The organism is Streptomyces sp. NBC_01451 (assembly GCF_036227485.1).
GTDB lineage: Bacteria > Actinomycetota > Actinomycetes > Streptomycetales > Streptomycetaceae > Streptomyces.
In genome coordinates this window covers 5,529,415-5,551,589 of the sequence record NZ_CP109479.1, presented here as the reverse complement: position 1 = coordinate 5,551,589, position 22,175 = coordinate 5,529,415, and the positions used below count along the sequence as shown (strand labels likewise).

Sequence of the window (22,175 nt, the reverse complement as noted above, 5' to 3'; positions counted from 1 at the left end):
CGTCAACCCTGGCCGACGGCCGTGTCGCCGCCGGCCGCATCGGTTGCGGTTGCGGCCAGTTCACGGGCGTAGTCCCTGACCAGGCCGTGGGGCGCGTAGTGGCCGTACGCGGTCTCCTCCAGGAGGGCCACGTCGACGAGGCGGTCCAGGGCTGCCCCGGCACGGAGTTCGTCGGTCTCGGTGAGACGGGCGAGGAGCGGGACGTCGTACGTGGGGAGGTCCAGGGCGCCGATGCGGCGCAGGGCGAGGGCCGCGTCGCGGTCGGTCTCGCGGGCGGAGGTGCGCAGCGCGTCGTGGGCGTCAGCCAGGGAGCGGCGGACGCTCAGGTCGTCGTACTCCAAATGCGGCAACCTGCTGTCCGTGGCGGCCAGTTGAGCGGCGAGCGCGTCCGGCGTGAGGACCCGGCGGGCGGCGAGCCTGGCGGCGACCACGCGCAGGGCGAGCGGGAGGCGTCCGGTGAGTTCGACGAGGGGGTGGGCGGCGTCGAGGCCGTCCCGTCCGGACGCCGTGCGCAGCAGCTCGGCACTCTCCCCGCCGGTCAGGGGGGTGAGGGGGAAACGGTCGGCGCCGTCGAGGGCGGTCAGCGGGGACCGGCTGGTGACGATCACCGCGCAGCCGGGGCCCGCCGGGAGCAACTGCCGTATCTGCGCGGCGCCCTCGGCGTCGTCCAGGACCATCAGGGTGCGGGTCGGCGCGAGAAGGGAACGCAGTAACGCGGCTGCTCCGTCCGGGTGTTCGGGGATGCGGAGAGAATCGGCACCGAGGTCGCGCAACAGGGCGGTGAGGGCCTGGGCGGCGGTGAGCGGGGGTGCGTCGGAGGTGCGGCTGCCGTGCAGGTCGACGTGCAGCTGCCCGTCCGGGAAGCGCTCCCGGAGGGTGTGGGCGACGTGCAGCGCCAGGGCGCTCTTGCCCACCCCGGGCATGCCGTGGATCACGACGACTGGAGCGGCAGCCGTGCTGTCGGGCCGGGCGTGCGGCTTTGGGGCCAGGGTCCGGCACAGGTTGTCCGCGACGGCTGTGCGGCCGGTGAAGTGGGCCGGGGGCGGCGGAAGTTGGGCAGGCCGAGGCACACGGGCGGGCACGGGTGCCACCGTGGGACGGTGCCCCGGCCCGGAGCCTTGCGATGCCGAGGCGGGCCGTGCCGTCGGCGCGGGGGCGGAGCGTGGTGAGGCCGACCCGGATCGTGGCGTCGCTGCGGGGTGCGGTCCAGGCCCGGGAAGCGGTGACTCCGACTCAGGGAGCGGCGTCGGCTCGGGGAACGGTGACGCCGACGAGGAGCGTGCCGTCGGCTCGGGGGCAGGATCGGGGCGCGGTGACTCCGACCCCGGTCGGCGTGCGGGGGCAGGAGCCGGTCGGGGGGCCGAACCCGAGGTCGGCTGTGCGGGGACGTAGGGAACCGCGAGGTCGCCCGGAACCCTCGGATGATCCGTAACCGCCGGACTACCCAGGCCCCTTGAGCTTCCCGGCCCCTCTGGGTCTCCCCGGTGCTCTGGGCCTGTGGCGACGGTGAGCGGACCCGGTGCTGCCGGGTCCTCCTGGTCACCCGGGCTCGCCGGGCCTCCCGGCCGCTCTCGATCTGCCGGACGCGCCGAGAGCCCGGGATCTCCCGGACCCGCAGGACCTGGCGAGGCTCCCGGACCGGCCGGGTCTCCCGGCCGCTCCCGGTTCGCCGGCTCTCCCCGCCCTTCCAGGTCTGCCGAGTCTCCCTCGCCGCCCGAACGTGCGCAGCCCACCGGGGCCCGTCGGCCCGCCCGGCCCGCCGGAAGTCCCGGCCACCGCCGGCCCGCCGGACCCACCGGTCCTCCAGGCGTTGCCGGTCCCACGGGTCCCCCTGGAAGCCGCAGTACCTCCACGTGTGCCGCTCGTACCGCTGGGCCCGGTTCGACGCCCAGTTCGTCCAGGAGGCGGTTGCGCAGGTCGCGGTGGACGGCGAGGGATTCGGCTCGGCGGCCGGTGCGGTGGAGGGTGAGCATCAGTTGGCGGTGGTAGGACTCGCGGAGTGGGTGTTCGGCCGTCAGGGCCGTCAACTCCGGGATCAGGGAGGGGAGTCGGGGGCCGCCGACGGACAGCTCGGCGTCGTAGCGCCACTCCAGCAGGAGGAGGCGGGCCTCCGCGAGGCGCTGGGTGAGCGCGTATCCGACGGTCTCGGGCGGGAGGCCGGTCAGCGGGGCGCCGCGCCACAGGGCGAGGGCGGACGCGCACTCTCCGAGGACGCGCTGCCAGTCCTGGTTGGCGTGGGCGGCCCGCGCCCGTTCGACGTGTGCCTGGAAGACGTGCACGTCCAGCTCGCCCGGGCCGACCCGCAGGAGATAGCCGGGCGGTACGGCGCGCAGCCGTCCCGGATCGTCCAGGAGCCGGCGCAGCCGGGCCACGTGGTTGTGCAGCGAGGCCTGCGCGGACACCGGCGGCGCCCCGCCCCACAGCGCGTCCTTGAGCGCCTCGACCGGGACGACCCGGCCGGGTTCGAGGAGCAGGGCGGCGAGCAGCGTCCGTACCTTGATACTGCCGATCGGCTGGATTCCGTCCCCGGCAAGGCCGTTGGGGGCGTCGCTGCCGTACAGGACGGGCGCGCCCAGCAGCCCGAACCGCAGACCGCACCGCATGTTCTCGCCCCACTGCCCTGTCGTCCGCCCACCGGACCCCCCATGTTAGCGATCTGTTGGCGTGGCCTGATGTGATCACCTCAACGGAGCCGGTCCGAGGGTGCGCGCGTATGACGCGCAGCTCGGGGGAGTGTCGCCGTCGCGGCCGGGTCCGGGTACGCGCGAGGGCCCAGGTCGTTAGAGGTGACGACCAGGGCCCTCGTCTCGCGTTCAGCGTGTCGCAGACCTGTTTCCCCAGGTCACAAGGTCACAGCACGGGTGGGCGGCCCAGCCGGGTCAGTGTCCACACCGTTCGCCACCGCATCGGGCGGCGTTCACCGGCCGGCTCGCGCAGGCCCTCCAGGAAGCCGCCGAACCAGGCCTTCAGCTCGCGCGTGGAGCCGCCGCGCAGGACGGTGATCGCGATCCAGACGCCGAGGTGCACCGGGATCAGCGGGATCGGGAGCCGGCGGCGGACCAGCCAGACCCGGTTGCGGGCGGTGACCCGGTGGTAGATGGCGTGCCGGGCGGGCGAGGTGCTGGGGTGGCGCAGCAGGAGACGCGGTTCGTAGAGGATCTTCCAGCCGGCGTCGACGGCCCGCCAGGCGAGGTCGGTCTCCTCGTGGGCGAAGAAGAAGGCGGCGGGCCAGTCGCCGGTCTCGTCGAGCATCGCCATGCGCAGGGCGTGGCCGCCGCCGAGGAACTGGGTGACGTATCCGCCGAGCATCGGGTCGCCCGCGCCGGGCCGGGGGACGTGCCGCCGCTGGGTCACGCCGTTCTCGTCGGCGATCCGGAAGCCGACGATGCCGAGCCGGGGGTCGGCGGCGTACAGGTCCCGTACGCGGGTGAGCACATCGGGGTCGATGAGCAGGCCGTCGTCGTCGAGGTCGACCACGACGTCGATGTCGCCGAACTCCCGCAGCCGGGCCAGTGCCACGTTGCGGCCGCCCGGACAGCCGAGGTTCTCGTCGACCTCGATGGTCGTCACCTCGCCGGAGAGGCCGGGGAGTTCGGGCAGTGGACAGCCGTTGCCGACGAGCACGATGCGGTCGGGGGCGAGGTCCTGCTTGGCGATCGACTCCAGCAGCGCGTTCAGCGCGGCGGGCCGGTTTCCCATGGTCACCACGGCCACCGCGATGCGCGGCTCCACCGTCATGCCACCCACCAGACCCACCTCGTCCCGGCCGCCGACGTACACCATCGCGGTCGGATGCTATCTGTTTACAGTAAGGATGTATTAAGTGCGCATTGAGTACGTCTCTTATCCATAACGCCCTACGGTCTTCCGTCGACGCCTGACCCCAGCCAGATCCGCAGCGCCCACCACCAGTGCAGGGTGCCGGACGGCCCGGACGCGCTGCCCGGCAGATCGTCCGTCAGGGACTCGCCGGTGAGCTGCTGGAGGCGGGCGAGGCGGTAGCGAACGGTGTTGGGGTGGGTGAACAGGGTAGCCGCCGTCCGGTCCAGGCGGCGGCCGTGGTCGAGGAACGTCAGTGCGGTGAACGCGATCTGACGGTGGAAATCGTCCCGGGGGTCGAGGTTCGCCAGGAGCCGGGCGCTGAGCCAGGCACCCAGGAGCGGCTGGTCGGCGAGGGCGATCTCGGCGGCCAGTTCGGTGAGTTCGTACACGCCGTGGCGGCCGTACGGTCCCGGTGCCGCGCCTGCGTCGAGGTCCAGGGCGCGGACGCAGAGGCCGTACGCGGCCCGGAGGTCGTCCAGGGGCACGGCCGGTGAGACCACGACGAGCGCACCGCCGTTCCCTGCGCCGGCGCCCTCCTCCTCTTCCCCCTCCACATCCCCGTACCCGATCGTCTCGCCCGCCGGCAGGCGTGGGTACAGACCCACGAGCCGTCCGTCGAGCATGCCGAAGAGGCAGCCGCGCAGGGCGGCGAGGCGGTGGGCCAGGCGCCGGGTGCGGGCGGGGTCACCCCCCGGATCGGCGACCAGGAGGTGGCGTACGGCGTTGTGGCGCAGTCCGGCACGCGCCAACTCCTCTGCGGTGGGCGCCGGTTCGCCCTCGACGAGCAGCCGGTGCAGCAGGCGCGCCCGGGTCTCGCCCAGCGCGCGCGGGGTGTCCCACTCGGCGGTGCGGTACCCGTGGACGACGTTCCGTTGCAGGGCGTCGCCGTACTCCTTGAGCCGCAGCACGGCGGTGAGCAGCGCGGCGTCGGGCACCCCGGCCGCGCGGCAGCGGTCGACGGTGATCTCGACGGCGCGGGTATGGGCGGCCTGGACTCCGCGCAGTACGGCGGTCATCGGCACGCCCTGGCCGGCCCGGTCGGCGCCGAGCATCAGTGCGGCGGCGAAGTCCTGGGCGTCGACGCCCTGTTCGCCGTCGTCCCCGGCACCGGGCGCACCGGGCGCACGGGGAGCGGGGCCGCCGGGGTCTCCCAGCCACGCGCCTGCCGCGTTGATCATGGCGGTGACGTGCCAGTGGGTTTCCGCCTCGGCGAGCCGGGCCACCTCGGGAGAGTGCCTGCGGGCCGCGTGCACGAGTTCGTCCTGGACGTCCGCGTCGGCCGCCATGGCGCGCAGCACGTCGGCGACGGCCTCACGATCTGGCTGATCTGGCCGTTCGGGCTGATCGGGCCGCTCCGTGAAGTCGCCGGCGTCGGTGAGGACCGTCATGGGCCCCTCCCTTCCGCGTCGGTGCGGTGTCGCCGGGAGACAACAGAGGGGCGGAGGCGTTGGCTCCCGGCTACTACCGCGCTGTCGTGCCGACCTGATTCCCTGAGCGCTACCGACGGTAACCCTCAGGCTCGCCACAAACACACCCTACGCACGGACGCCCCACCCGCCCCTGCACGCGCACCTGAACCCCCGTCATCCCCGTCTGCACCCGCACCCGCACCCGCACTCGCCGTACGACTCTCCCGGAAGGCACCCCCATGGAGCACTTGACTGACCCGGTCAGCCGCCGCCGGGCGCTGACGCTGGCCGGCGGCGCGGTCGCCGCGACCGCCCTCACCCAGACGGGCACGGTGTTCGCGGCATCGGCGGCGGCCACGTCGGCCGACGCGATCGTCGTGGGGCACGGGCTGGCCGGGCTGGTCGCCACGGTCGAACTCGCGGCTGCGGGCCGCAAGGTGCTGCTGCTCGACCAGGAGCCCGAGTCCAACCTCGGCGGTCAGGCCTTCTGGTCCTTCGGCGGGCTGTTCTTCGTCGACTCCGCCGAGCAGCGTCTGATGGGCGTCAAGGACTCGAAGGACCTGGCCTGGCAGGACTGGCAGGGCGCGGCCGGCTTCGACCGGGACATCGACGACCCGCTCGGCCAGGACCACTGGGGCTACAAGTGGGCCCAGGCGTATGTCGACTTCGCGTCCGGCGAGAAGCGGGCCTGGCTGGCCGACCTGGGCATGCAGTGGTTCCCGATGGTCGGCTGGGCGGAGCGCGGCGGCGGCCTCGCGGACGGCCACGGCAACTCCGTACCGCGCTTCCACGTCACCTGGGGCACGGGCCCCGCCGTGGTGGAACCGTTCGAGAAGAAGGTGCGGGCGGCGGTCGCGAACGGGCTCGTGACGTTCAAGCACCGCCATCGCGTGGACGAGCTGATCCGGACGAACGGCACCGTCACCGGCGTACGCGGCGCGGTCCTCGAAGCCAGCACCGCCGCGCGGGGCAAGGCAAGTTCGCGCACGGTGGTCGGAAGCTTCGAGCTGAGCGCCGAGGTGGTGATCGTGACGTCCGGCGGTATCGGCGCCAACCACGACCTCGTACGGCAGAACTGGCCGGCCCGGCTCGGCACCCCGCCCAAGTCGATGATCACGGGCGTGCCCGCGCACGTGGACGGGCGGATGCTCGGGATCACCGAGAAGGCGGGCGGCCGGATCGTCAACCCGGACCGGATGTGGCACTACACGGAGGGTCTGAAGAACTACGACCCGATCTGGGCCAACCACGGCATCCGCATTCTGCCCGGCCCGTCGTCGATGTGGTTCGACGCGACGGGCAAGAGGTTCTCCGCACCCGACATGCCGGGTTACGACACCCTCCACACCCTCAAGTCGATCACCGACACCGGCTACGACTACTCCTGGTTCGTGACGACCCAGAAGATCCTCGCGAAGGAGTTCGCGCTCTCCGGATCCGAACAGAACCCCGATCTCACCAACAAGGACATCTGGATGCTGCTCTCGCGCATCTGGCAGACCCCGGAGCCGCTGGAGCGGTTCAAGAAGTACGGCGAGGACTTCGTCGTGTCCACGACGCTCTCCGAGCTGGTCCGGGGCATGAACAAGCTGACCGGCACCAGCCTGATCGACCTGGCCACGCTCCAGCGCCAGATAGAGGCACGGGACCGCGAGATCGACAACGCGTACAGCAAGGACGCCCAGGTCATGGGCATCCGCAACGCCCTGTCCTACCCAGGGGACGTCCTCAGCCGTACGGCGTCGGCCCACAAGATCCTGGACTCCTCCGCCGGACCGCTGATCGCCGTCCGCCTCAACATCCTCACCCGCAAGACGCTCGGCGGCCTCCAGACCGACCTGTCGGGCCGCGTCCTCGACGCCACCGGCACCCCGGTTCCCGGTCTGTACGCGGCCGGTGAGGTCGCGGGCTTCGGGGGCGGCGGGGTCCACGGGTACCGGTCGCTGGAGGGCACGTTCCTCGGCGGGTGCCTGTTCTCGGGACGGCAGGCGGGCAAGGCGGCGGCTGCGGCCACCGCCTGACGATCCACGGTTCGGCCGCCGGACCCGGTCGGTCGGTCGGCCGGGCGAGGCTTCGGGAGGTGCGCCGCGCGTCGACCGCGCGGCGCACCTTCTGCGCGTTCCGCACGTCCCCGGCCTTCCTGGTACTTCGGGCGGGCCCGTTCAGTTCAGGCGGCTGGGTCGCGCAGGACCAGGTCGGCGGCGAAGACGCGTTCGCCCTGCTGGGTGGCGAGGACGTGGACCCGGAGGTCCTGGGCCCGGCCGGGGCCGACGGCGCCGGGGCGGGCGACGCGGGCCTCGATCCAGCAGGGGGCGTCGAGTTCGGCGTACCGGGTGAAGCGGCTTTCGAGGCCGAGGAGAAGCGCGTCGGGACGGCCGGTCGCGGCGCGGGCCGCCTGTCGGGCCGCCTCGATCAGCAGCATGCCGGGGACGTGGTCGACGGGGTGGTCGAAGAGGATGGGGTGGTCGGTGTCCACCCGGAGCTCCCATCTGTTCGCCCACCGGTTCGCCCCGCCCCTCACGCCGCCGCTCACCCTGCCGTTCGCCCCGCCGGTCCGTGCCGGGGCGGCGAGCAGGACGTTGCCCGGGTCCGTGTGGCCCACGTCGGCCGGGTCGACCGGGGCCGGCAGGGCACGGTCCACCGTGGTGGGGCGGCCTTCGCGCAGCCGGCGGTGGACGGCGGGGCTGGTGACGCCGAAGCTCGCTCCGCCGGTGGCCACCGGCACTCCGTCGCGCCGGACGGAGACGTCGTAACGCATGCCCGAGATGGTCCGGCCCCGGCGCACGATGTCGTGGCACACCGTGTGCAGTTCGACGTCGGTCGGGGTGGCGCCGGCGGTGAGGGCGGCTGGGGTCGCGGCGAAGGACAGGCCCCACATCAGGAACTGGTGGCCGAACGGGACGCCGTACTCGGCGTGGGACAGCAGGGTGCCGGCCTGCCTGATCGACTCCAGCAGGAGGAGCGGGTCCTGGTGGCCGTGGGCCGGCGCGAACAGCGCGTGGCCGCGAGGCAGTTGGGCGCGGACGACGAAGGAGTCGGACCCGGTGGGAGATGCGGCGGGGGACGCGGCGGAGGCGAGGGCGGCCGGCGCGGTCGGGGCGGCCTCCCAGCCGGTGAGGAACACCTCGGCCACGGCGGCACGGTGGACATAGCCGCGGGGAACCGTGGTGGTCAGCAGTGAACCGGTCGGCGAGGCGGTGTCGGTCCCGGGCACTCGGGTCGGACTCGGCATCCTCGGCACTCCTGTCTGTTTGTGGACAGGGGCAAGCCGGACCGCGCGTCAGGACCCCCATCCCTGATGAACGCTGTGCAGTCACCAAGATACAGACAGGCCGGTCTGTTTACAGAGTAAAACCTTACTAAAGACATGCCGACGCGCTTGGTTTACGCGCCAGTTACGTTCACTTCTCATACGCGTCCCCACCCGGAACAGAGACGGAAGTCAGCATTCCGCAAGGCCGAACAGCAATAAACCTCAAGATTACGGACTTATCAGCTGCACAGGTCTGACATCCGTGTCGACAACCCGACGACTGCACAGGCCATCCATAACGCGTTGACAAACAGACCGAGTTGCCTGTTACCGTCCTTGGCGGTACCCGCTCACCAGTTCGCCGTGGCGTGCCTCAGGAGGGCAGAGATGAATCAGCAGGTCGTGGATTCAGCCAGGCCGCACCAGGAGCAGCAGGAAACGGACGCGTTGAGGGTGCTCGTCGTGGAGCACGAGGCGCAGGCCGCGGACAGCCTGGTGCAGGAACTGTGCCGGCACGGCCATCTGGCCAGGAGCGTTCCCACCGCCGCCCTCGCGCTCCAGGCCCACCACAGCGTCGACCTGGTCCTGCTCGACCTCGACCTGCCCGACCTGGACGGCCTGGAGGTGTGTCGCCGGATCCGGGCGGCCGGCGACGTCCCGATCATCACCGTGACCACGCGCGGGGCCGAACTGGACTGCGTACTCGGACTTCAGGCGGGCTCGGACGACTACCTCGTGAAGCCCTACCGGTTCCGGGAGTTGCTGGCCCGCATGGAGGCGGTGATGCGCCGGGCGAGACCGCGGCAGGCGCCGACGCCCCAGCAGGTCATCACGTACGGGCCGCTGCGCATCGACGCGCGGATACGCGAACTCCTGCTGGAGGGAAGGCGGGTGTACCTGACGCCCAAGGAGTTCGACCTGCTCCACCTGCTCGCCTCCCAGCCCGACACCACCCTGTCCCGGCGTCAGTTGATGAGCCAGGTCTGGGACGACGACTGGTCACACCGCGGACGCACCATCGACACACATGTCAGCAGCCTTCGGGGCAAACTCGGCTCCAGCAACTGGATCGTCACGGTGCGCGGGGTCGGATTCCGCCTCGGACACCCCTGAAGCCGTCGCCACATGGGCACTTGCCGTCCTCACCGCCGTGACTCGAAACGGGCTGCGGAATTTCCCCGTGCAATCCGGCCGCATACAATGCAGACCGGTTTGTATTTTTTCCGAGCGGGAGATGCGAGGACCGGGGATGGCCCAGCAGGAGCGAGGCATCAGGTCGAAACGCTCGATCCTGGAGGCCGCCGCAGGCGTGTTCGGCGAGCGCGGGTACGACGCGGCCAGCACCAACGAGATCCTCGCGAGAGCCGGCCTCACCCGGGGCGCCCTCTACCACCACTTCCCCTCCAAGGAGGCGATCGCCACCGCGCTGCTGGAGGCGCAGGGCGAGGCCCTGGTGGTGCCGGACCAGCCGATGAAACTCCAGGCGGTCATAGACCTGACCCTGGGATTCGCCCAGCGGCTCCAGTACGACACGGTGCTGCGGGCGAGCGTACGGCTGGCGGTGGAGCAGTCATCCTTCGCGCCGCCCGCGCAGACCCCGTACAACCAGGCGATCAAGGTGATCGAGGATCTCCTCCGCAAGGCCGACGAACAGGGCGAGCTCCTGCCCGGCACGGACATCGCCGAGGTCGCGTCGACGGTCGTCGGGTCGTTCACCGGCCTGCAGGTGATGTCCCAGGCGTACAGCAACCGGCAGGACCTGCCCACGCGGATAGGGGCGCTGTGGCGCCTGATCCTGTCCGGCCTGGCGGCCCCGGGGATACTGCCCCGACTGCGCACGACGGTGCCGCCGGATGCGGTGAAGGAAGTGGCGAAGGAACCGGTCGAGAACGAGGCCGGGAAAGCGGGGGAGGAAAAGCCGCAGGACACGGCGGAGGAAGCCGTGGAGGAAACCGTGGAGGGAGCGGGCTAGGAGACGGTCTCCAGCAGGCTGAGGCCCTCGGTGTTTCCGGCACCGCTCCCGGCATCGTTCCCGGTGCCGTTTCCGACGCCGCCGCGCAGTTCCTCGACGAGCCAGGCGATGCGTTCCTCGTCGCGCCGGTAGTGGGTCCACTTGCCGACGCGCGTCGAGCGGACGAGACCCGCGCGTTCGAGCGTGGCCATGTAGGCGGAGACGGTGGACTGGGCGAGCCCGGTCTTGGCCTGGATATGGCTGACGCAGACACCGACCCTGCGCGGATCGGTGACCTCCGGGTTGACCGGGAAGTGGTCCTCGGGGTCGCGCAGCCACTGAAGCACCTGGAGGCGCACCGGGTTGGCGAGCGCCTTGAGGGGCTCCAGCAGCGAGGTGAGGTCGCCCGTCGTGGGCAGGTCGTGAGTCGTCATGAGCCTTCCGAGCCGGGCGTAGGACTGGTGCGGGTCAGCGATTATCCATCGATGATAAGCGATACGTCACCTGAACGGCGGGTGCGCTCTGACCTGCGACGGGACCCTTCCGGCGGTCGCCGCACGCCCCCCACCAGCGACGAAGCCTCCACCGGGCGGGGTTGACAGTTCATATCGAGGTTCTGCGATACTTCGATGCGTTGGCGCTTCGTCATACAGCGCAGCCATTCATCGCAACGGAGGGTTTTCTCATGCCTATCGGGCTTATCGCCCTGGCTCTGGGAGGCTTCGGTATCGGCCTCACGGAGTTCGGGATCGTAGGACTGCTGCCCGAGGTGGCAGACGACTTCGACGTCTCCGAGTCCGTGGCCGGGTACCTGGTCTCCGGCTACGCGCTGAGCGTCGCGATCGGCGCCCTCGGGCTCACCGCCGCGATCGCCCGCTTCGACCGCAAGAAGGTCCTCGTCGGACTGATGACCCTGTTCATCGTCGGCAACCTGCTCTCCGCCGTCGCCCCGACCTACTCGCTGCTCATGGTCGGCCGGGTCGTCGCCGCCCTGTGCCACGGCGCCTTCTTCAGCGTCGGCGCCGTCGTCGCGTCCGACATGGTCGCCGAGAACAAGAAGGGCAGCGCCATCGCCCTCATGTTCGGTGGACTGACCGCCGCCAACGTGCTCGGCGTGCCGCTCGGCACCTTCCTGGGCCAGCAGCTCGGCTGGCGCTCCACGTTCTGGGCGATCACGATCCTGGGCTTCGTCACCCTGGCCGGTATCCAGGCCCTGGTCCCGCAGAGCACCGCGTCCGCGCCGACCGACCTGCGCACCGAGCTCGCCGTGTTCCGGCGCGGTCAGGTGTGGGTCTCCATCACGCTGAGCATCCTCGCCTTCGGCGGTGTCATCGGCGGCTACACCTACATCGCCTTCACGCTCACCGAGGTCAGCGGCTTCTCCGACAGTGCGGTGCCGTGGCTGCTCGTCCTGTTCGGCGTCGGCACGTTCGTCGGCAACTTCTTCGGCGGCAAGGCTGCCGACAAGTCCCTGAACAACACCCTGATCGGCGCCATGGCCGGCCTCGCCGTCGTCATGGCCCTCTTCGCCCTCACCGCCGAGAACAAGATCGCGACGATCGTCGCCCTGCTGCTGATGGGCGCCATCGGCCTCGCCGCGGCGCCCGGCCTCCAGGCCCGCGCCATGAAGTACGCCTCGGACGCGCCCACCATGGCCTCCGGCGCCAACATCGCCGCCTTCAACGTCGGCAACGCGCTCGGCGCCTGGATCGGCGGCCTCACCCTCGCCGCCGGGTACGGCTTCGTCTCCCCGCTCTGGGTCGGCGCCGCGCTCGCCCTCGCCGGACTCGGTGTCGCGGTGGCGGGTTCGCTGGGCGGCGGCACCTCGGTGGCGCGGGCCGCCTCGCCGGGCGTTGCCCGACGGGCGGAGAATGTGGAAGCCGGCGTTCAGTAGGAATCCGTTTCGCGCACGCCAGAAACAACCCCCAGAAAAGGCAGGGTCGGGAAACCTTTACGGTTTCCCGACCCTGCTTTCTTTCGTGCACGACCACGACCAGCGCACTTAACACTCTCTGACATTTCACTGACACACCCTGAAAAGACACTGAAAAGACATATAGAAGCCTGTACCCGAAGTCGTTGAAACCCGTTGCGAGGGTGGACAGAATTTCTCTGGTGAGCCGATGTGATCCGTCGGCCGCATTCCCGGAAAACGCTTTTCCTTTCGTGCTTTCCGGCTGCCTCCGCGCCCAAAGGCGAGCGCGCGACCGACGCCCGACCAGAGAAGGCGATACTCGTGCCCCGGTCCCTGACCCACACCGTCCCGAACCCGGCCACCACCGCGACCGCCCCCGACCGCCTCGCCCCCGTCGACGACCTCCGCACCAAGGACCGCATCCGCGTCGCCGGCTTCTTCCCCGGCCTCGGCAGCCGCGCCGCCTACCGGAACCTCGGCCGGACCCTGCTCGACTCGGGCGTCCCCGAGATCACCGCCCTGTACGAGGAGGCCGCCCGCGCACTGGGCGTGCCCGGCCGGCCGGAACGGCTGCTGCCGACCGCCGAGAACCTGCCCGGCGAGCCGATCGAGCGACAGGGTTTCATCGGCGCGGCCCTGCTGGTGCACAGCCTGGCCCTGGACGCCTTCCTGCGGGACCGGATCGACGAGAACGGCACCCCCGTCGGCCTCGTCGCCTACACCGGCGAGAGCTTCGGCATCCTGGCGGCGGCCGTGGCGAGCGGTTCCCTGTCGGTGTTCGACGGCGTCAAGATCGCCCAGGCGTTCACCCCGCTGATGCTGCTGGCCGCCGGTACCGACCCGGCCGACACGGCCGCGCCCTCGTACGACGAGCCCTTCGCCCGCGCCATCGCCCGGTACCTCCCCGAGTCCGTCCGCCGTACGCCCCTCGTCCCGGAGCCCTCCCACGTCCTGGCCCTGCGGGCCCCGACCCCCGACGCGCTCGCCACCGTGCTGGACGAGATCCGCGGCTCGTATCCGGCCCGGGACGTCGAGCTGCACAAGGCGTACTCGCCGACACAGGCCAATCTGTACGTCCGTACCGGCGTCAAGGCGGGCTTCGACCGGTTCATGGCCGCGCATCCGCACATCGCCACCGAGGAGCTGAAGGACCCGACCGTCTTTCTGGCCCACTCCTCCCGGATGCGCCCCGCCCGGCACGCGCTGGAACGATTCCTCGACGTCAACCGCATCCGCTTCGAGGAGCCCCGCGTCCCCGTGGTGTCGAACCACGACGCGTCCCTCCTCACCACCGCGGCCGGCGTCCGGCGCGGTGTGCTGGCCATGACGGACCAGGTCATGGCGTCCCGGGACACCTGCGAGATCCTCGGCGGCCTCGACACGGACGTGGTCCTGGAACTGGGCCCGGGCGCCAAGTCCGTACAGCTCCTGCGGGACAACGACTTCGCCGCTCCGGTGATGGCGTACACAGGCAGCGAGGAGGACACCGAGACGTTCCTCCGGGCCGTCACCGTCATGGACGCGCTCATGGCGTCGCTGGAGCGGCTCTACGCGGCGGACGAGCAGCCGCTGGAAGCGCGGGAAGCACGGGAAACGCACCAGGCGCCATACGACATTCTGCGCGAGCTCTTCCGGCTCGCCGACCGGAGCGAGTTCTGCGACGACTACTTCTCGCGCTCCCTCGGCCGGGTCATCACCGCGGAGATGCTGAGCCCCTCGCGGGAGGGGTCGGCGGCGTTCTACGCGTTCCTCGAAACCTTCCAGCACACCCGGAACCACCGGGAGCACCTCGCCGTCGGCCGGGGCGAACTGGCCGTCAAGGCGCGGCTGAAGAAGCGGATCACCACGGCGGCGCAGGAGGATCCCGCGCTACTGGGCCGGGCCACCGTCGAGCTGAAGGTGCTCGACCGCGCCGGGAACACCGGCACGCGGACGGTCGACACCGCCCGCCCCGAGGTGGTCGTCTTCCACTTCGACGGGCTCGGGGGCGTCGACGCGGAGACCATGGCCCGTCGGACCCGGCTGCTCCTCGACACCCAGCCGACGGCGCTGCAGACCTACAACCGCATGCTCGAAGGCCTGCATCTCGACCGGCTGGACCAGTTGGACTCGCTCGGCGACGACACGATTCCCCGGATCGGTCACCGGGTCGTCTACCAGTACCTGCTGTTCGACGCGTTGGTGCAGCACCGGCCCGCCCTGTTCGCACAGAGCGACCACTATCTCGAAGGCGGCGACCCGCTCGGCTGGCTGGTCGCGCTCGCCGTTGCCGGTTCGCTGCCACCGGCCGACGCGGTCGTCCTGTTCGAGCAGTACGAGCAGGTCGGGCAGGTCGGGCAGCGCGAGGCGCGTCCGCGCCGGGAGGCTGTGGAGCGGATGCTGGAGCGGCTCACCGAGGCCGAGATTCCCCTGGTCTCGCCGGAGGGTGTGCCGGTGCAGTCCCGCAGGGACCTCCAGGACGCGACCCGGGCCGTCCTGCTGTCCGGCGCCCTGGACGGCGGGGTGCGCCGGGTTCATCTCAACGGCAACTGCCAGGTTCTCGCGCTGGGTTCGGACCCGGCGGCCGGTCACGACGGTCTCGACACCGGGCGGTACGACGCCCGTCTCGTCCGGATCACGGAGCCCGCCGAGTCCTGGAAGAGGCGGCTCAACCCGGCCCTGGACGACTTCGAGTCCGCCTGTGTCCTCGCGCTCACCGAGGAGAACGAGCGCGTCCTGCACAACGCCCGCAGCCGCCGCCTCCTCTCCAGCACGGTCTACGCCTACACCCACATCGACGAGGCGATCGTCGGCTTCGGCAAGGGCGGCAGCGAGTCCATGACGATCTTCGTCAGGAAGGCGGGCGAGGAACGGATCACGGTCCGCAAGATCCTCAGCGAGGCCCTGACGACCGCCCACTGGCACCCGGACGGCGACGGAGTGATGCTCCCGCCGTTCGCGAAGGCCGCCAAGCAGGCCGAGTTCCTCCAGTCCCTGCCCGCCCCGGTGCGCGACTACTTCCCCGAGGTGTACGACGTACGGGAACGCGAGGTCCCGGTCGGCGGTCCGGCCCATGACCCGGCCGGTGACCCGGCCGGTGATTCGGCCGGTGATTCGGCCGGTGATTCGGCTCGCGCGGGCGGGCGCGAGGTCGGGCGCGAGGTCATCTACGAGATGAGCTACGTGGCCGGGGACGAGGTCAGCCGGTTCGTGGAACGGCACACTCCGCCGCCGGCCGTGGTCGCCCGTCTCTACGAGCAGATCATCCGGGTGCTGTACGAGGACGTGCACAGCGTCGGACGGGTCGCGGCGCCCGGCGAGACGCTGGACATCTCCTACTTCCGGAAGATCGAGGACCGGCTCGCCCTGTGCCGCCGAACGGCACCGCGCACCTTCGGCTCCGCGCTCCTGGACACCGAACGGATCGTCGTCAACGGCGTCTCCTACCTCAACTCCGGTGCCCTGCTGAAGCGTTTCCGGGCGGCCCCCGAATTCCTGGAGATCCTCGAACCGGCCTTCCACTCGCTCGTCATGGGCGACACGAACACCGAGAACATCAAGCTCACGAACAGTGAACCCCTGCTGCACGCGCAGCGGTTGATCGAGTCCGGGGCGGACGAGGGGCAGGTGCGGGCGGCTCTCGACGCGATCACCGCCGAGGCGCTGGGCATCAGGTTCCTAGACCCGCGCGCGATCGGCTTCAAGGGTGAGGGCCGGGACACGCGCGACGACGCGATGTACGACAACAAGCCCTGGCACAACTCCATCGGCCACTACGACGAGATCCACTTCGAGCAGTTCACGATGAACGTGGAGGCCGGCGAGGAAGGGGCCGCGCCGCGCGTCGACATCGCGTTCCACGACGGCAACCCGTACCAACGGGCCTACCGCGTAAGGGATGTGGTCGCGACCGGGGGCTCGGTCGACCCCGGCTCCCCCGACGGCATGGAGGACTGGTTCGCGCCCGTGATGACGGCGGCGCTCGGCCTGGACGACCCCGGCTCGCCGTTCCTGAGGGACGACCCGTACTGGCTGATCCGGTTCGTCTTCATGATGGGCCAGCACTTCACGGCGATGCCGCCCTTCCACTTCCAGCAGGAACTGGACGGCACCCTCCTCGACAGCTTCCAGACCCAGCGCCGCCCGGTCGCCATCTACTGCGAGGGCGTCAAGTGGCTGAACTGGGCCCTGGAAATGCTGGAGGGCACGCGGACCGAGTTCCTGGGACTCCGGGTGCCGCCGCTGCCGTACCGCCCGGGCAACTGACCGACCGACAGGAGGCACCTCTCATGACGACCTCTCCCCTGGCACCAACTCCCCCGTCCCCGTTCGCCGTTCCCGTGCACGGCCTGCGCCACCTGTCGAACGAGACACGCGTGATGGCCACCCCGTGGAGCCGGATGGTGCGCGGAATAGGTCTCGGCCAGTACCCGATCCCGTACGACCCCCAGGGCGCCGCCCGGATCCGGCAGGCGTTCGGGCTGCTGGCCGCGAAGGGCGTCGAGCGCGGCGCGTACACCCGGTTCTCGCGGCTGCTCGCGGACCTCGTCCTGGACGTCGTGGATCCGGACCGCCCGCTGCGCCGCGCCGACCTCGAAGAGCGGCTGGGTCCGGTTCTCGACGCCGTTCGGGCGGAGGAGAACCCGTACTTCCGGATCATGGCCGGCTGCATCCTGATGGACGCCGTCGCCAAACTCGGCCTGGACAGAAGCCTGTTGGTCAACTCGGCGGCGGGCATCGACTTTCCGGCGGAGATGCTGGCCGTCGTCGACACGATCGAGCCGGACCGGATCAAGGACGAGAACGCCGGCCGGCACGGCCACTACGAGAAGCTGTCCGCGTCCACCGCCGTGTTTCTCGCCATCGGCCAACTCGGGCTCGGGGACCGGCTGGTGATCGGGCGGCGCAACCACGTCCGGGAGGCGCTGGAACTGCTGGAGCAGATCCCGGCACCCTTCTTCCGGGGGCGCGGCGGGGCGATGCTGCTGTCGGTGGTGGCGCTGCTCGGGCACGGGCGACTCATTCGCGACGGCGGCCGGGATCACATCGAGGAGGTGCTCGACCACCTCGACAGGGCGGACGAGCTGAACCTGCCGCCGGCGTTCCCGCAGCCCATGTCGGAGAGCTTCACGGAGATCTATCCGCTCCTGACCATGCTCAACGCCATTGCCCTGACCGGCCGTTCGGAGGAGTACCTGACGTACGGCCGGGACCGGCTGGCGCAGGCGAAGGAGCTGCTGGCCCGGATCACCCCGGTCGAGCGCACCCACATGGGCCTCTACTACATCGTCGCCCTGCACAACCTCGGCCGTCTGGACGAGCAGGTCCCGGACCTGGACGCCCTGGTCGAGGACATCGTGGGCCAGTGGGAGCACATCGATCCCGGGGCGAACTACTTCCTCAACGGCATCTCGTACGCGTACATCATCCAGACGGCGATGCTGACGGGCCGTATGGACCTGATCGGTCCGGGCACGCTGAACCGCCTGGTGGACGGCTTCCCCGACCTCGACCGCACGGACGACGACCGGGTCAACCGCCCGTACCCGTTCGCGTACACGCTGAACGTGCTGGCGGAGATCGGTGCCTCGGATCTCCTCTTCGAGCCCCGGGAGGCGTACGGCGGTGCCGCTCCCCTGGCCTGGGTCGTCGACCGGTTGTCGGAAGGCGGCCAGGAGGAGCACCGGCTGTACATGCTGAACCACGCCCTGGTGAGTTACGCGCTGCGGATGCGAGGGGCGGCGCGGGGCGAAACTCCTTTGTTCCAGGGCGCGTTCACATAGGACGTCCCGGGGGCGTCAGGCGCGCAGGGGGTTCGCACGGGCCGCCGCCAGCAGGTACCAGGCGGTCGCGCCCGTGTGGCGGTACGGGTAGTAGCCGAAGCCGAATCCGGTGTCGAGGGGACTGCTCGCCGAGACGACCCCGGCGCGCTCGGGCACGGCCAGGCCGCCGATGGTCTGGCCGGTGCCGAGGAGTTCCTGGGCCCGCTCGATGGAGGCGATCAGCCGGTGGGCGCGCGCCTCGTCGCCGTGCCCGGCGCGGTCCCGGAGGGCGAGGGCGAGGTGCGCGGTCCCCTCGAACCAGACGCCGTTGCGGTCCGGCTTGGGCTGGAACGCGGCGATGGGGGTGTCCTCGTCGGCCACCAGGCTCGCGGAGCTGAAGGTGACTCCCTCGTACGACTGCCCGGCGGGCACCGTGCTGTTGGTGCGGTCCGCCCGGTCCAGGACGGCCAGTTCGGTGGCGGCCCAGTCCAACGAACCGGAGTAGCGACGGGAGTTGAGGGCGAGGTGGGTCCAGGTCTGGGTGTCCTCGGGGATCGGGGACCTGTTGACGGTCACTCCGTCATTGGTGCCCGTGTAGAAGAATCCGGTGCCGGTTCCTGCGGTCGACTCCCACATCTTCTCGACGAACGCCCGCGCCCTCGACCGCCGTTGGCGCCACACCGGGTCCCCGGTGAGCAGGGCGAGCTGTCCGAAGAGGCCGACCAGGTCGGTGTTGTGCTCGGTCGAGCTGAACGGCAGTTTCGCGTTCGCGCCGTCGACCCCGAACTTGTAGCCGCCGAGGGGCTGTTGGGTACTGGCGTTCACCTCGATCCAGGTGCCGATCCGCACGGCACCGTCGAGGAAGCGGCGCTTCCCGGTCCGGCGGGCCAGCGCGGCGAGCGCGATACCGGCCCAGGCCATGTCTCCCACGGCGGTACCGGTGAACCCGAACTGGGTGCCGACGTTGGCGGTGCCGTCGGCCCGCACGAACCCGTCGGGCTGGGCGACCCCGTCGTAGAAGACGTACGGTCCGACGTTGTAGGCCTGCCGGAGCCTGCCGTCGTCGTACACCGGGTCGTGCGCCTGCGCGTACAGCAGGGCGTCCCCGAGGGCGACGGCCCGACGGCGGCCCGTCTCGGTGCGTGCGGCGAGGTGGGCGAGGATCACGAGGGCGTTGTCGTAGGTGAACGCCGTGCTGAACAGGCCCGCCTGGTCCGTGTAGCTCTGGGTGAGGCGGACCTCGCCGTGATCGGGGTAGGCGTCCATGGCGGCGGCCAGGAAGGAGTGGGCGCGGCGCTGGGCGGAGGTCCCGTAGCCGGTCGATGAGCCGGCGGCGCCCGCGATTCCCGAGCCCGCCGCGGTGAGCGCTGCGGCACCGAGGCCGGCGGCCCCGATGAGCGTGCGGCGGCTGAGCGCGGGGCCCGGCGCGCCGGGTACGTCGGGTACGCCTGGTGCGCCTTCTCTGTCGGACCTGCCGTTCATGGGTCTCCTCTGCTGGATTGAGAGCGCTCTCAAAGACGCGCGGGGGCTCATTCTGCTGGTGTGCCCGGAGCGGGTCAACGCCCTTGATGCGCATGCAGATTGAACAGATGGAGCAGATGCAACAGGTCGACCTGGTTGAACCGTCCGGCGGAAGAAGGAAACCCCGAGCCAGGAGGGTGGCCCGGGGTTCCGGCAGTGGGAGCGGCCGGCCGGTCAGGACATGGACGAGGCGTTGCGCAGCCGCGCGAACGACGTGTCCAGGCCCCGCTTCAGCAGCCGCGCGAGGGGCGCTTCCACGAACTTGTGCACCAGCCAGCTCAGTACGAGGAAGCCGGCGATCACGGACACGACCAGGAGCCGGGGGTCCATGGCGTCGTGCAGGCGGTTGATGACCGTCGTACCGACGAGGTAGTGCGTCAGATAGAAGGGGTACGTCAACGCACCTGCCGTGACCAGCCACTTCCAGCGGATGCGGTCGGTGTGGCCGAGCGAGACGGCGACCATGACGAGCAGGAACACGGTGAAGATCAGCACGCTGCCGCGCCAGCTGGAGACCCGTTCGACCGTGTCGATGCGGTGCCCGAGTTCCCGCTGTCCCATCAGCCAGGACATGCCGAGGATGCCCCAGAGCAGCAGGTCCTGGCCGAAGCGGTACATGAGGTAGAGGGCGAGGCCCGCGATGAAGTACCAGGCACCCTCGGGGTTGATGATCAGCGTCGCCGGGCGGAATCCCGCGGCCGGCGCGATCATCGCGGCGGCGCCCCACAGGCAGCAGAACACCACGACCCTGCGGTACGTCAGCCCGGCCACGACGACGGCCATGAAGAGCAGGTAGAAGCGCAGCTCCGACCAGAGGGTCCAGTACACGCTGTCGACGTTCGAGACGAACGAACCGGACTGCAGCATCGTGAAGTTGAGCAGGACGTCACGCGCCCGGTGCCGCTGCCACACACCGGGCATGGCGATCAGGGCGGCCGAGGTGAAGAGGATGGCGAACCAGTAGGCCGGGTAGAGCCGGATCACGCGGGAGGTGAAGAACTGGCGCGGGGTGCGCCCCCAGCACGACATGCAGATCACGAACCCGCTGATCACGAAGAAGACTTCGACGCCGATCCAGCCGTACGCGGAGAACCGGAACCAGGTCGGCATGATGTCGGACACCGGCCTGCCCCAGATCGCGTTGCCCGGCCGGTCCACCCTCCAGGTTCCGGCGTAGTGGTGGAAGGCCACGACGAGCGCGGCGAGCAGACGGAGCCCGTCGATGGCGTAGAGCCGACGGTCGCCGCGCCCCGGGAGGGCGGCGTGCTTCGCCGTGGTCCGGGCGGGCTTTTCCGTCGTCCTGCCGGGCTTGCTGGTCGTCGCCCCGGTGGGCCCGCGCGACTGCTCGGCCGTGGCGAGCGGGAGGGGCTGTCGCGGTGACGGGATCGCCTGCGGGCCCCCTTTCCGCGTCCCGCCCACGACCCGCCCGCGCGCCGGCGGCCCACTGTCCGCGCCCTGCATCGACACCTGATTCCCCCATCGGAAAGCCCGCCCGCCTACGACCGCCCGCGCCTCCGGAACAGCGGCGCAGCAGTCGGCGGCGGAACGGCGGACGCTTGCCCGGCAACAGTCACGGCAAACCCGCGAACACCGTAGAACCTCACGGTTCACGCACAGAGACTTCTGGGTCAGATCAAGGGTTGTAGAGCGGAAGTGGTCCGATTTCGACGGGATGTGGAAGGTTTTGTTCCTGTCGATCTTGGGTGGAACTTCGGCGCCTTTCGATTCGCCGAAGAGGGCGCCGCTCCGGCGGAGCCGGGATCAGGCACACCGAATGTGCGAAAGGGAACCAGCAACGAGGCGTGGCGGGGGCAGCAGGGCCAGGATGCGGGGCGGTGTGTTCGTACACGTCGCAGAGCTGCTCGTGATCGTCCGACTCGACGAGCGCGAGCGCCTGGACGAACCACGACTCGATGTCCGCGAACGCCGACCGCGGACCGAAAGAGCCCTTCGGCGAGGGGAGCCGGCGCCCCCGCAAGGTCATGCCGGCCCGCGAGGGTGGTGCCGTCCGGCGGGACTCAGGCCCTCGCCCGGGTGCCGGAGTTCATGGCGGCGTCCGACGTCGTCATGCGGTGCCCGGCCCAACAGGCCCGAGGACGGTGTTCGCGCACCAGGACGGCGAGTACGCGATCACGGTCGTTCCGGCCCCTCGGGCCAGCGTCGTCGCACGTCCGCGCGGACGGCTTCCAGGAACTCGGCAGGCGGCAGGTAGCCGTGGTCCAGGATGTAGTGGGTGATCAGGTTCGGCGCGATGTAGAGCGTCCCGTCGGCCGACCTCACTCTGATCTCCGCGCTTCCCAGGGAGTACTTGGAGTCGAATCGCTCGGACCACGCGTACTGGAGCTCCGCCTTTCCGCAGAACGTGCAGTAGTGGTAACCGCGGCTCTGTTCCTCCAGCAGGTATCCCAGGTCCGCGAGGTTCTCCAGGTCCTCGATCTCCACGTCGCCCCGCTGGTACTCGTGCCCTTTCATCAGCCAGCCGATGGTGCTGCCCTCCGGCGGGGAGTAGTAGTCGTAGTCGTAGAGGCTGAAGTCCGGGTAGTACGGCATTCTCGGTTCTCGT

General features: G+C 70.6%; 14 protein-coding genes. 6 read left to right on the top strand and 8 right to left on the bottom strand.

Features of this window, described 5'->3' with window-relative positions; translation table 11 throughout:
* Positions 1–2: 2 nt before the first annotated feature.
* The 3 genes from OG595_RS24185 to OG595_RS24175 all read right to left on the bottom strand — a co-directional run bounded on the left by OG595_RS24185 (position 3) and on the right by OG595_RS24175 (position 5,210).
* On the bottom strand, positions 3–2,603 hold the full coding sequence (locus tag OG595_RS24185) for a BTAD domain-containing putative transcriptional regulator (protein WP_329275291.1): 2,601 nt from the start codon (positions 2,601–2,603) through the stop codon (positions 3–5).
* Positions 2,604–2,850: 247 nt separating this feature from the next.
* Entirely contained in the window at positions 2,851–3,783 is a 933-nt protein-coding gene (locus OG595_RS24180; RefSeq protein WP_329275289.1) for a glycosyltransferase family 2 protein, read from the bottom strand.
* 74 nt (positions 3,784–3,857) lie between these two features.
* Positions 3,858–5,210, bottom strand: a complete 1,353-nt coding sequence (locus tag OG595_RS24175; protein WP_329275286.1) for a PucR family transcriptional regulator — start codon at positions 5,208–5,210, stop codon at positions 3,858–3,860.
* A gap of 260 nt (positions 5,211–5,470) precedes the next feature.
* Between OG595_RS24175 and OG595_RS24170 the strand changes: the two genes are divergently transcribed.
* On the top strand, positions 5,471–7,252 hold the full coding sequence (locus OG595_RS24170) for an FAD-binding dehydrogenase (RefSeq protein WP_329275283.1): 1,782 nt from the start codon (positions 5,471–5,473) through the stop codon (positions 7,250–7,252).
* 146 nt (positions 7,253–7,398) lie between these two features.
* On the opposite strand, the gene OG595_RS24165 is transcribed toward OG595_RS24170, so the two are convergent.
* Positions 7,399–8,463 (bottom strand): ScbA/BarX family gamma-butyrolactone biosynthesis protein, encoded by a 1,065-nt coding sequence (locus OG595_RS24165; RefSeq protein ID WP_329275281.1) that lies wholly within the window; start codon positions 8,461–8,463, stop codon positions 7,399–7,401.
* A gap of 408 nt (positions 8,464–8,871) precedes the next feature.
* Here OG595_RS24165 and OG595_RS24160 point away from each other — a divergent pair, with 408 nt between their 5' ends.
* Both OG595_RS24160 and OG595_RS24155 read left to right on the top strand, forming a co-directional pair.
* Positions 8,872–9,597 (top strand): response regulator transcription factor, encoded by a 726-nt coding sequence (locus tag OG595_RS24160; RefSeq protein ID WP_329275279.1) that lies wholly within the window; start codon positions 8,872–8,874, stop codon positions 9,595–9,597.
* Between the two features lie 136 nt (positions 9,598–9,733).
* Complete coding sequence (locus OG595_RS24155) at positions 9,734–10,456, top strand: ScbR family autoregulator-binding transcription factor (RefSeq protein ID WP_329275276.1); 723 nt, start codon at positions 9,734–9,736, stop codon at positions 10,454–10,456.
* Here OG595_RS24155 and OG595_RS24150 read toward each other — a convergent pair.
* Positions 10,453–10,869 carry an ArsR/SmtB family transcription factor gene (locus tag OG595_RS24150; protein WP_329275274.1) on the bottom strand — a complete coding sequence of 139 codons (417 nt, stop codon included), beginning with the start codon at positions 10,867–10,869 and terminating at the stop codon, positions 10,453–10,455. The genes OG595_RS24155 and OG595_RS24150 overlap by 4 nt on opposite strands.
* A 251-nt stretch (positions 10,870–11,120) precedes the next feature.
* Between OG595_RS24150 and OG595_RS24145 the strand changes: the two genes are divergently transcribed.
* The 3 genes from OG595_RS24145 to OG595_RS24135 all read left to right on the top strand — a co-directional run bounded on the left by OG595_RS24145 (position 11,121) and on the right by OG595_RS24135 (position 18,112).
* Positions 11,121–12,329, top strand: a complete 1,209-nt coding sequence (locus OG595_RS24145; RefSeq protein ID WP_329275272.1) for an MFS transporter — start codon at positions 11,121–11,123, stop codon at positions 12,327–12,329.
* 342 nt (positions 12,330–12,671) lie between these two features.
* Positions 12,672–16,595 (top strand): ACP S-malonyltransferase, encoded by a 3,924-nt coding sequence (locus OG595_RS24140; RefSeq protein WP_329275270.1) that lies wholly within the window; start codon positions 12,672–12,674, stop codon positions 16,593–16,595.
* Between the two features lie 23 nt (positions 16,596–16,618).
* Entirely contained in the window at positions 16,619–18,112 is a 1,494-nt protein-coding gene (locus tag OG595_RS24135; protein WP_329275269.1) for a hypothetical protein, read from the top strand.
* 15 nt (positions 18,113–18,127) lie between these two features.
* Here OG595_RS24135 and OG595_RS24130 read toward each other — a convergent pair whose 3' ends face one another.
* The 3 genes from OG595_RS24130 to OG595_RS24120 form a co-directional block, all read right to left on the bottom strand.
* Positions 18,128–19,573, bottom strand: coding sequence for a Tat pathway signal sequence domain protein (locus tag OG595_RS24130; protein WP_329275267.1), 1,446 nt, complete (start codon positions 19,571–19,573; stop codon positions 18,128–18,130).
* Between the two features lie 213 nt (positions 19,574–19,786).
* The gene (locus tag OG595_RS24125) at positions 19,787–21,079 is read right to left on the bottom strand and encodes an acyltransferase family protein (protein ID WP_329275265.1); all 1,293 of its coding nucleotides are present in this window, start codon (positions 21,077–21,079) and stop codon (positions 19,787–19,789) included.
* 663 nt (positions 21,080–21,742) lie between these two features.
* On the bottom strand, positions 21,743–22,162 hold the full coding sequence (locus OG595_RS24120) for a DUF7919 family protein (RefSeq protein WP_329275263.1): 420 nt from the start codon (positions 22,160–22,162) through the stop codon (positions 21,743–21,745).
* Positions 22,163–22,175 lie beyond the last annotated feature (13 nt).

What these genes read in the sequence shown, in the direction of transcription:
- OG595_RS24155 (WP_329275276.1), top strand. Translation starts at nt 9,734, where the DNA reads ATGGCCCAGCAGGAGCGAGGCATCAGGTCGAAACGCTCGATCCTGGAG.
- OG595_RS24150 (WP_329275274.1), bottom strand. Translation starts at nt 10,869, where the DNA reads ATGACGACTCACGACCTGCCCACGACGGGCGACCTCACCTCGCTGCTG.
- OG595_RS24130 (WP_329275267.1), bottom strand. Translation starts at nt 19,573, where the DNA reads ATGAACGGCAGGTCCGACAGAGAAGGCGCACCAGGCGTACCCGACGTA.
- OG595_RS24165 (WP_329275281.1), bottom strand. Translation starts at nt 8,463, where the DNA reads ATGCCGAGTCCGACCCGAGTGCCCGGGACCGACACCGCCTCGCCGACC.
- OG595_RS24180 (WP_329275289.1), bottom strand. Translation starts at nt 3,783, where the DNA reads ATGGTGTACGTCGGCGGCCGGGACGAGGTGGGTCTGGTGGGTGGCATG.
- OG595_RS24135 (WP_329275269.1), top strand. Translation starts at nt 16,619, where the DNA reads ATGACGACCTCTCCCCTGGCACCAACTCCCCCGTCCCCGTTCGCCGTT.
- OG595_RS24170 (WP_329275283.1), top strand. Translation starts at nt 5,471, where the DNA reads ATGGAGCACTTGACTGACCCGGTCAGCCGCCGCCGGGCGCTGACGCTG.
- OG595_RS24185 (WP_329275291.1), bottom strand. Translation starts at nt 2,603, where the DNA reads ATGCGGTGCGGTCTGCGGTTCGGGCTGCTGGGCGCGCCCGTCCTGTAC.
- OG595_RS24145 (WP_329275272.1), top strand. Translation starts at nt 11,121, where the DNA reads ATGCCTATCGGGCTTATCGCCCTGGCTCTGGGAGGCTTCGGTATCGGC.
- OG595_RS24175 (WP_329275286.1), bottom strand. Translation starts at nt 5,210, where the DNA reads ATGACGGTCCTCACCGACGCCGGCGACTTCACGGAGCGGCCCGATCAG.
- OG595_RS24120 (WP_329275263.1), bottom strand. Translation starts at nt 22,162, where the DNA reads ATGCCGTACTACCCGGACTTCAGCCTCTACGACTACGACTACTACTCC.
- OG595_RS24160 (WP_329275279.1), top strand. Translation starts at nt 8,872, where the DNA reads ATGAATCAGCAGGTCGTGGATTCAGCCAGGCCGCACCAGGAGCAGCAG.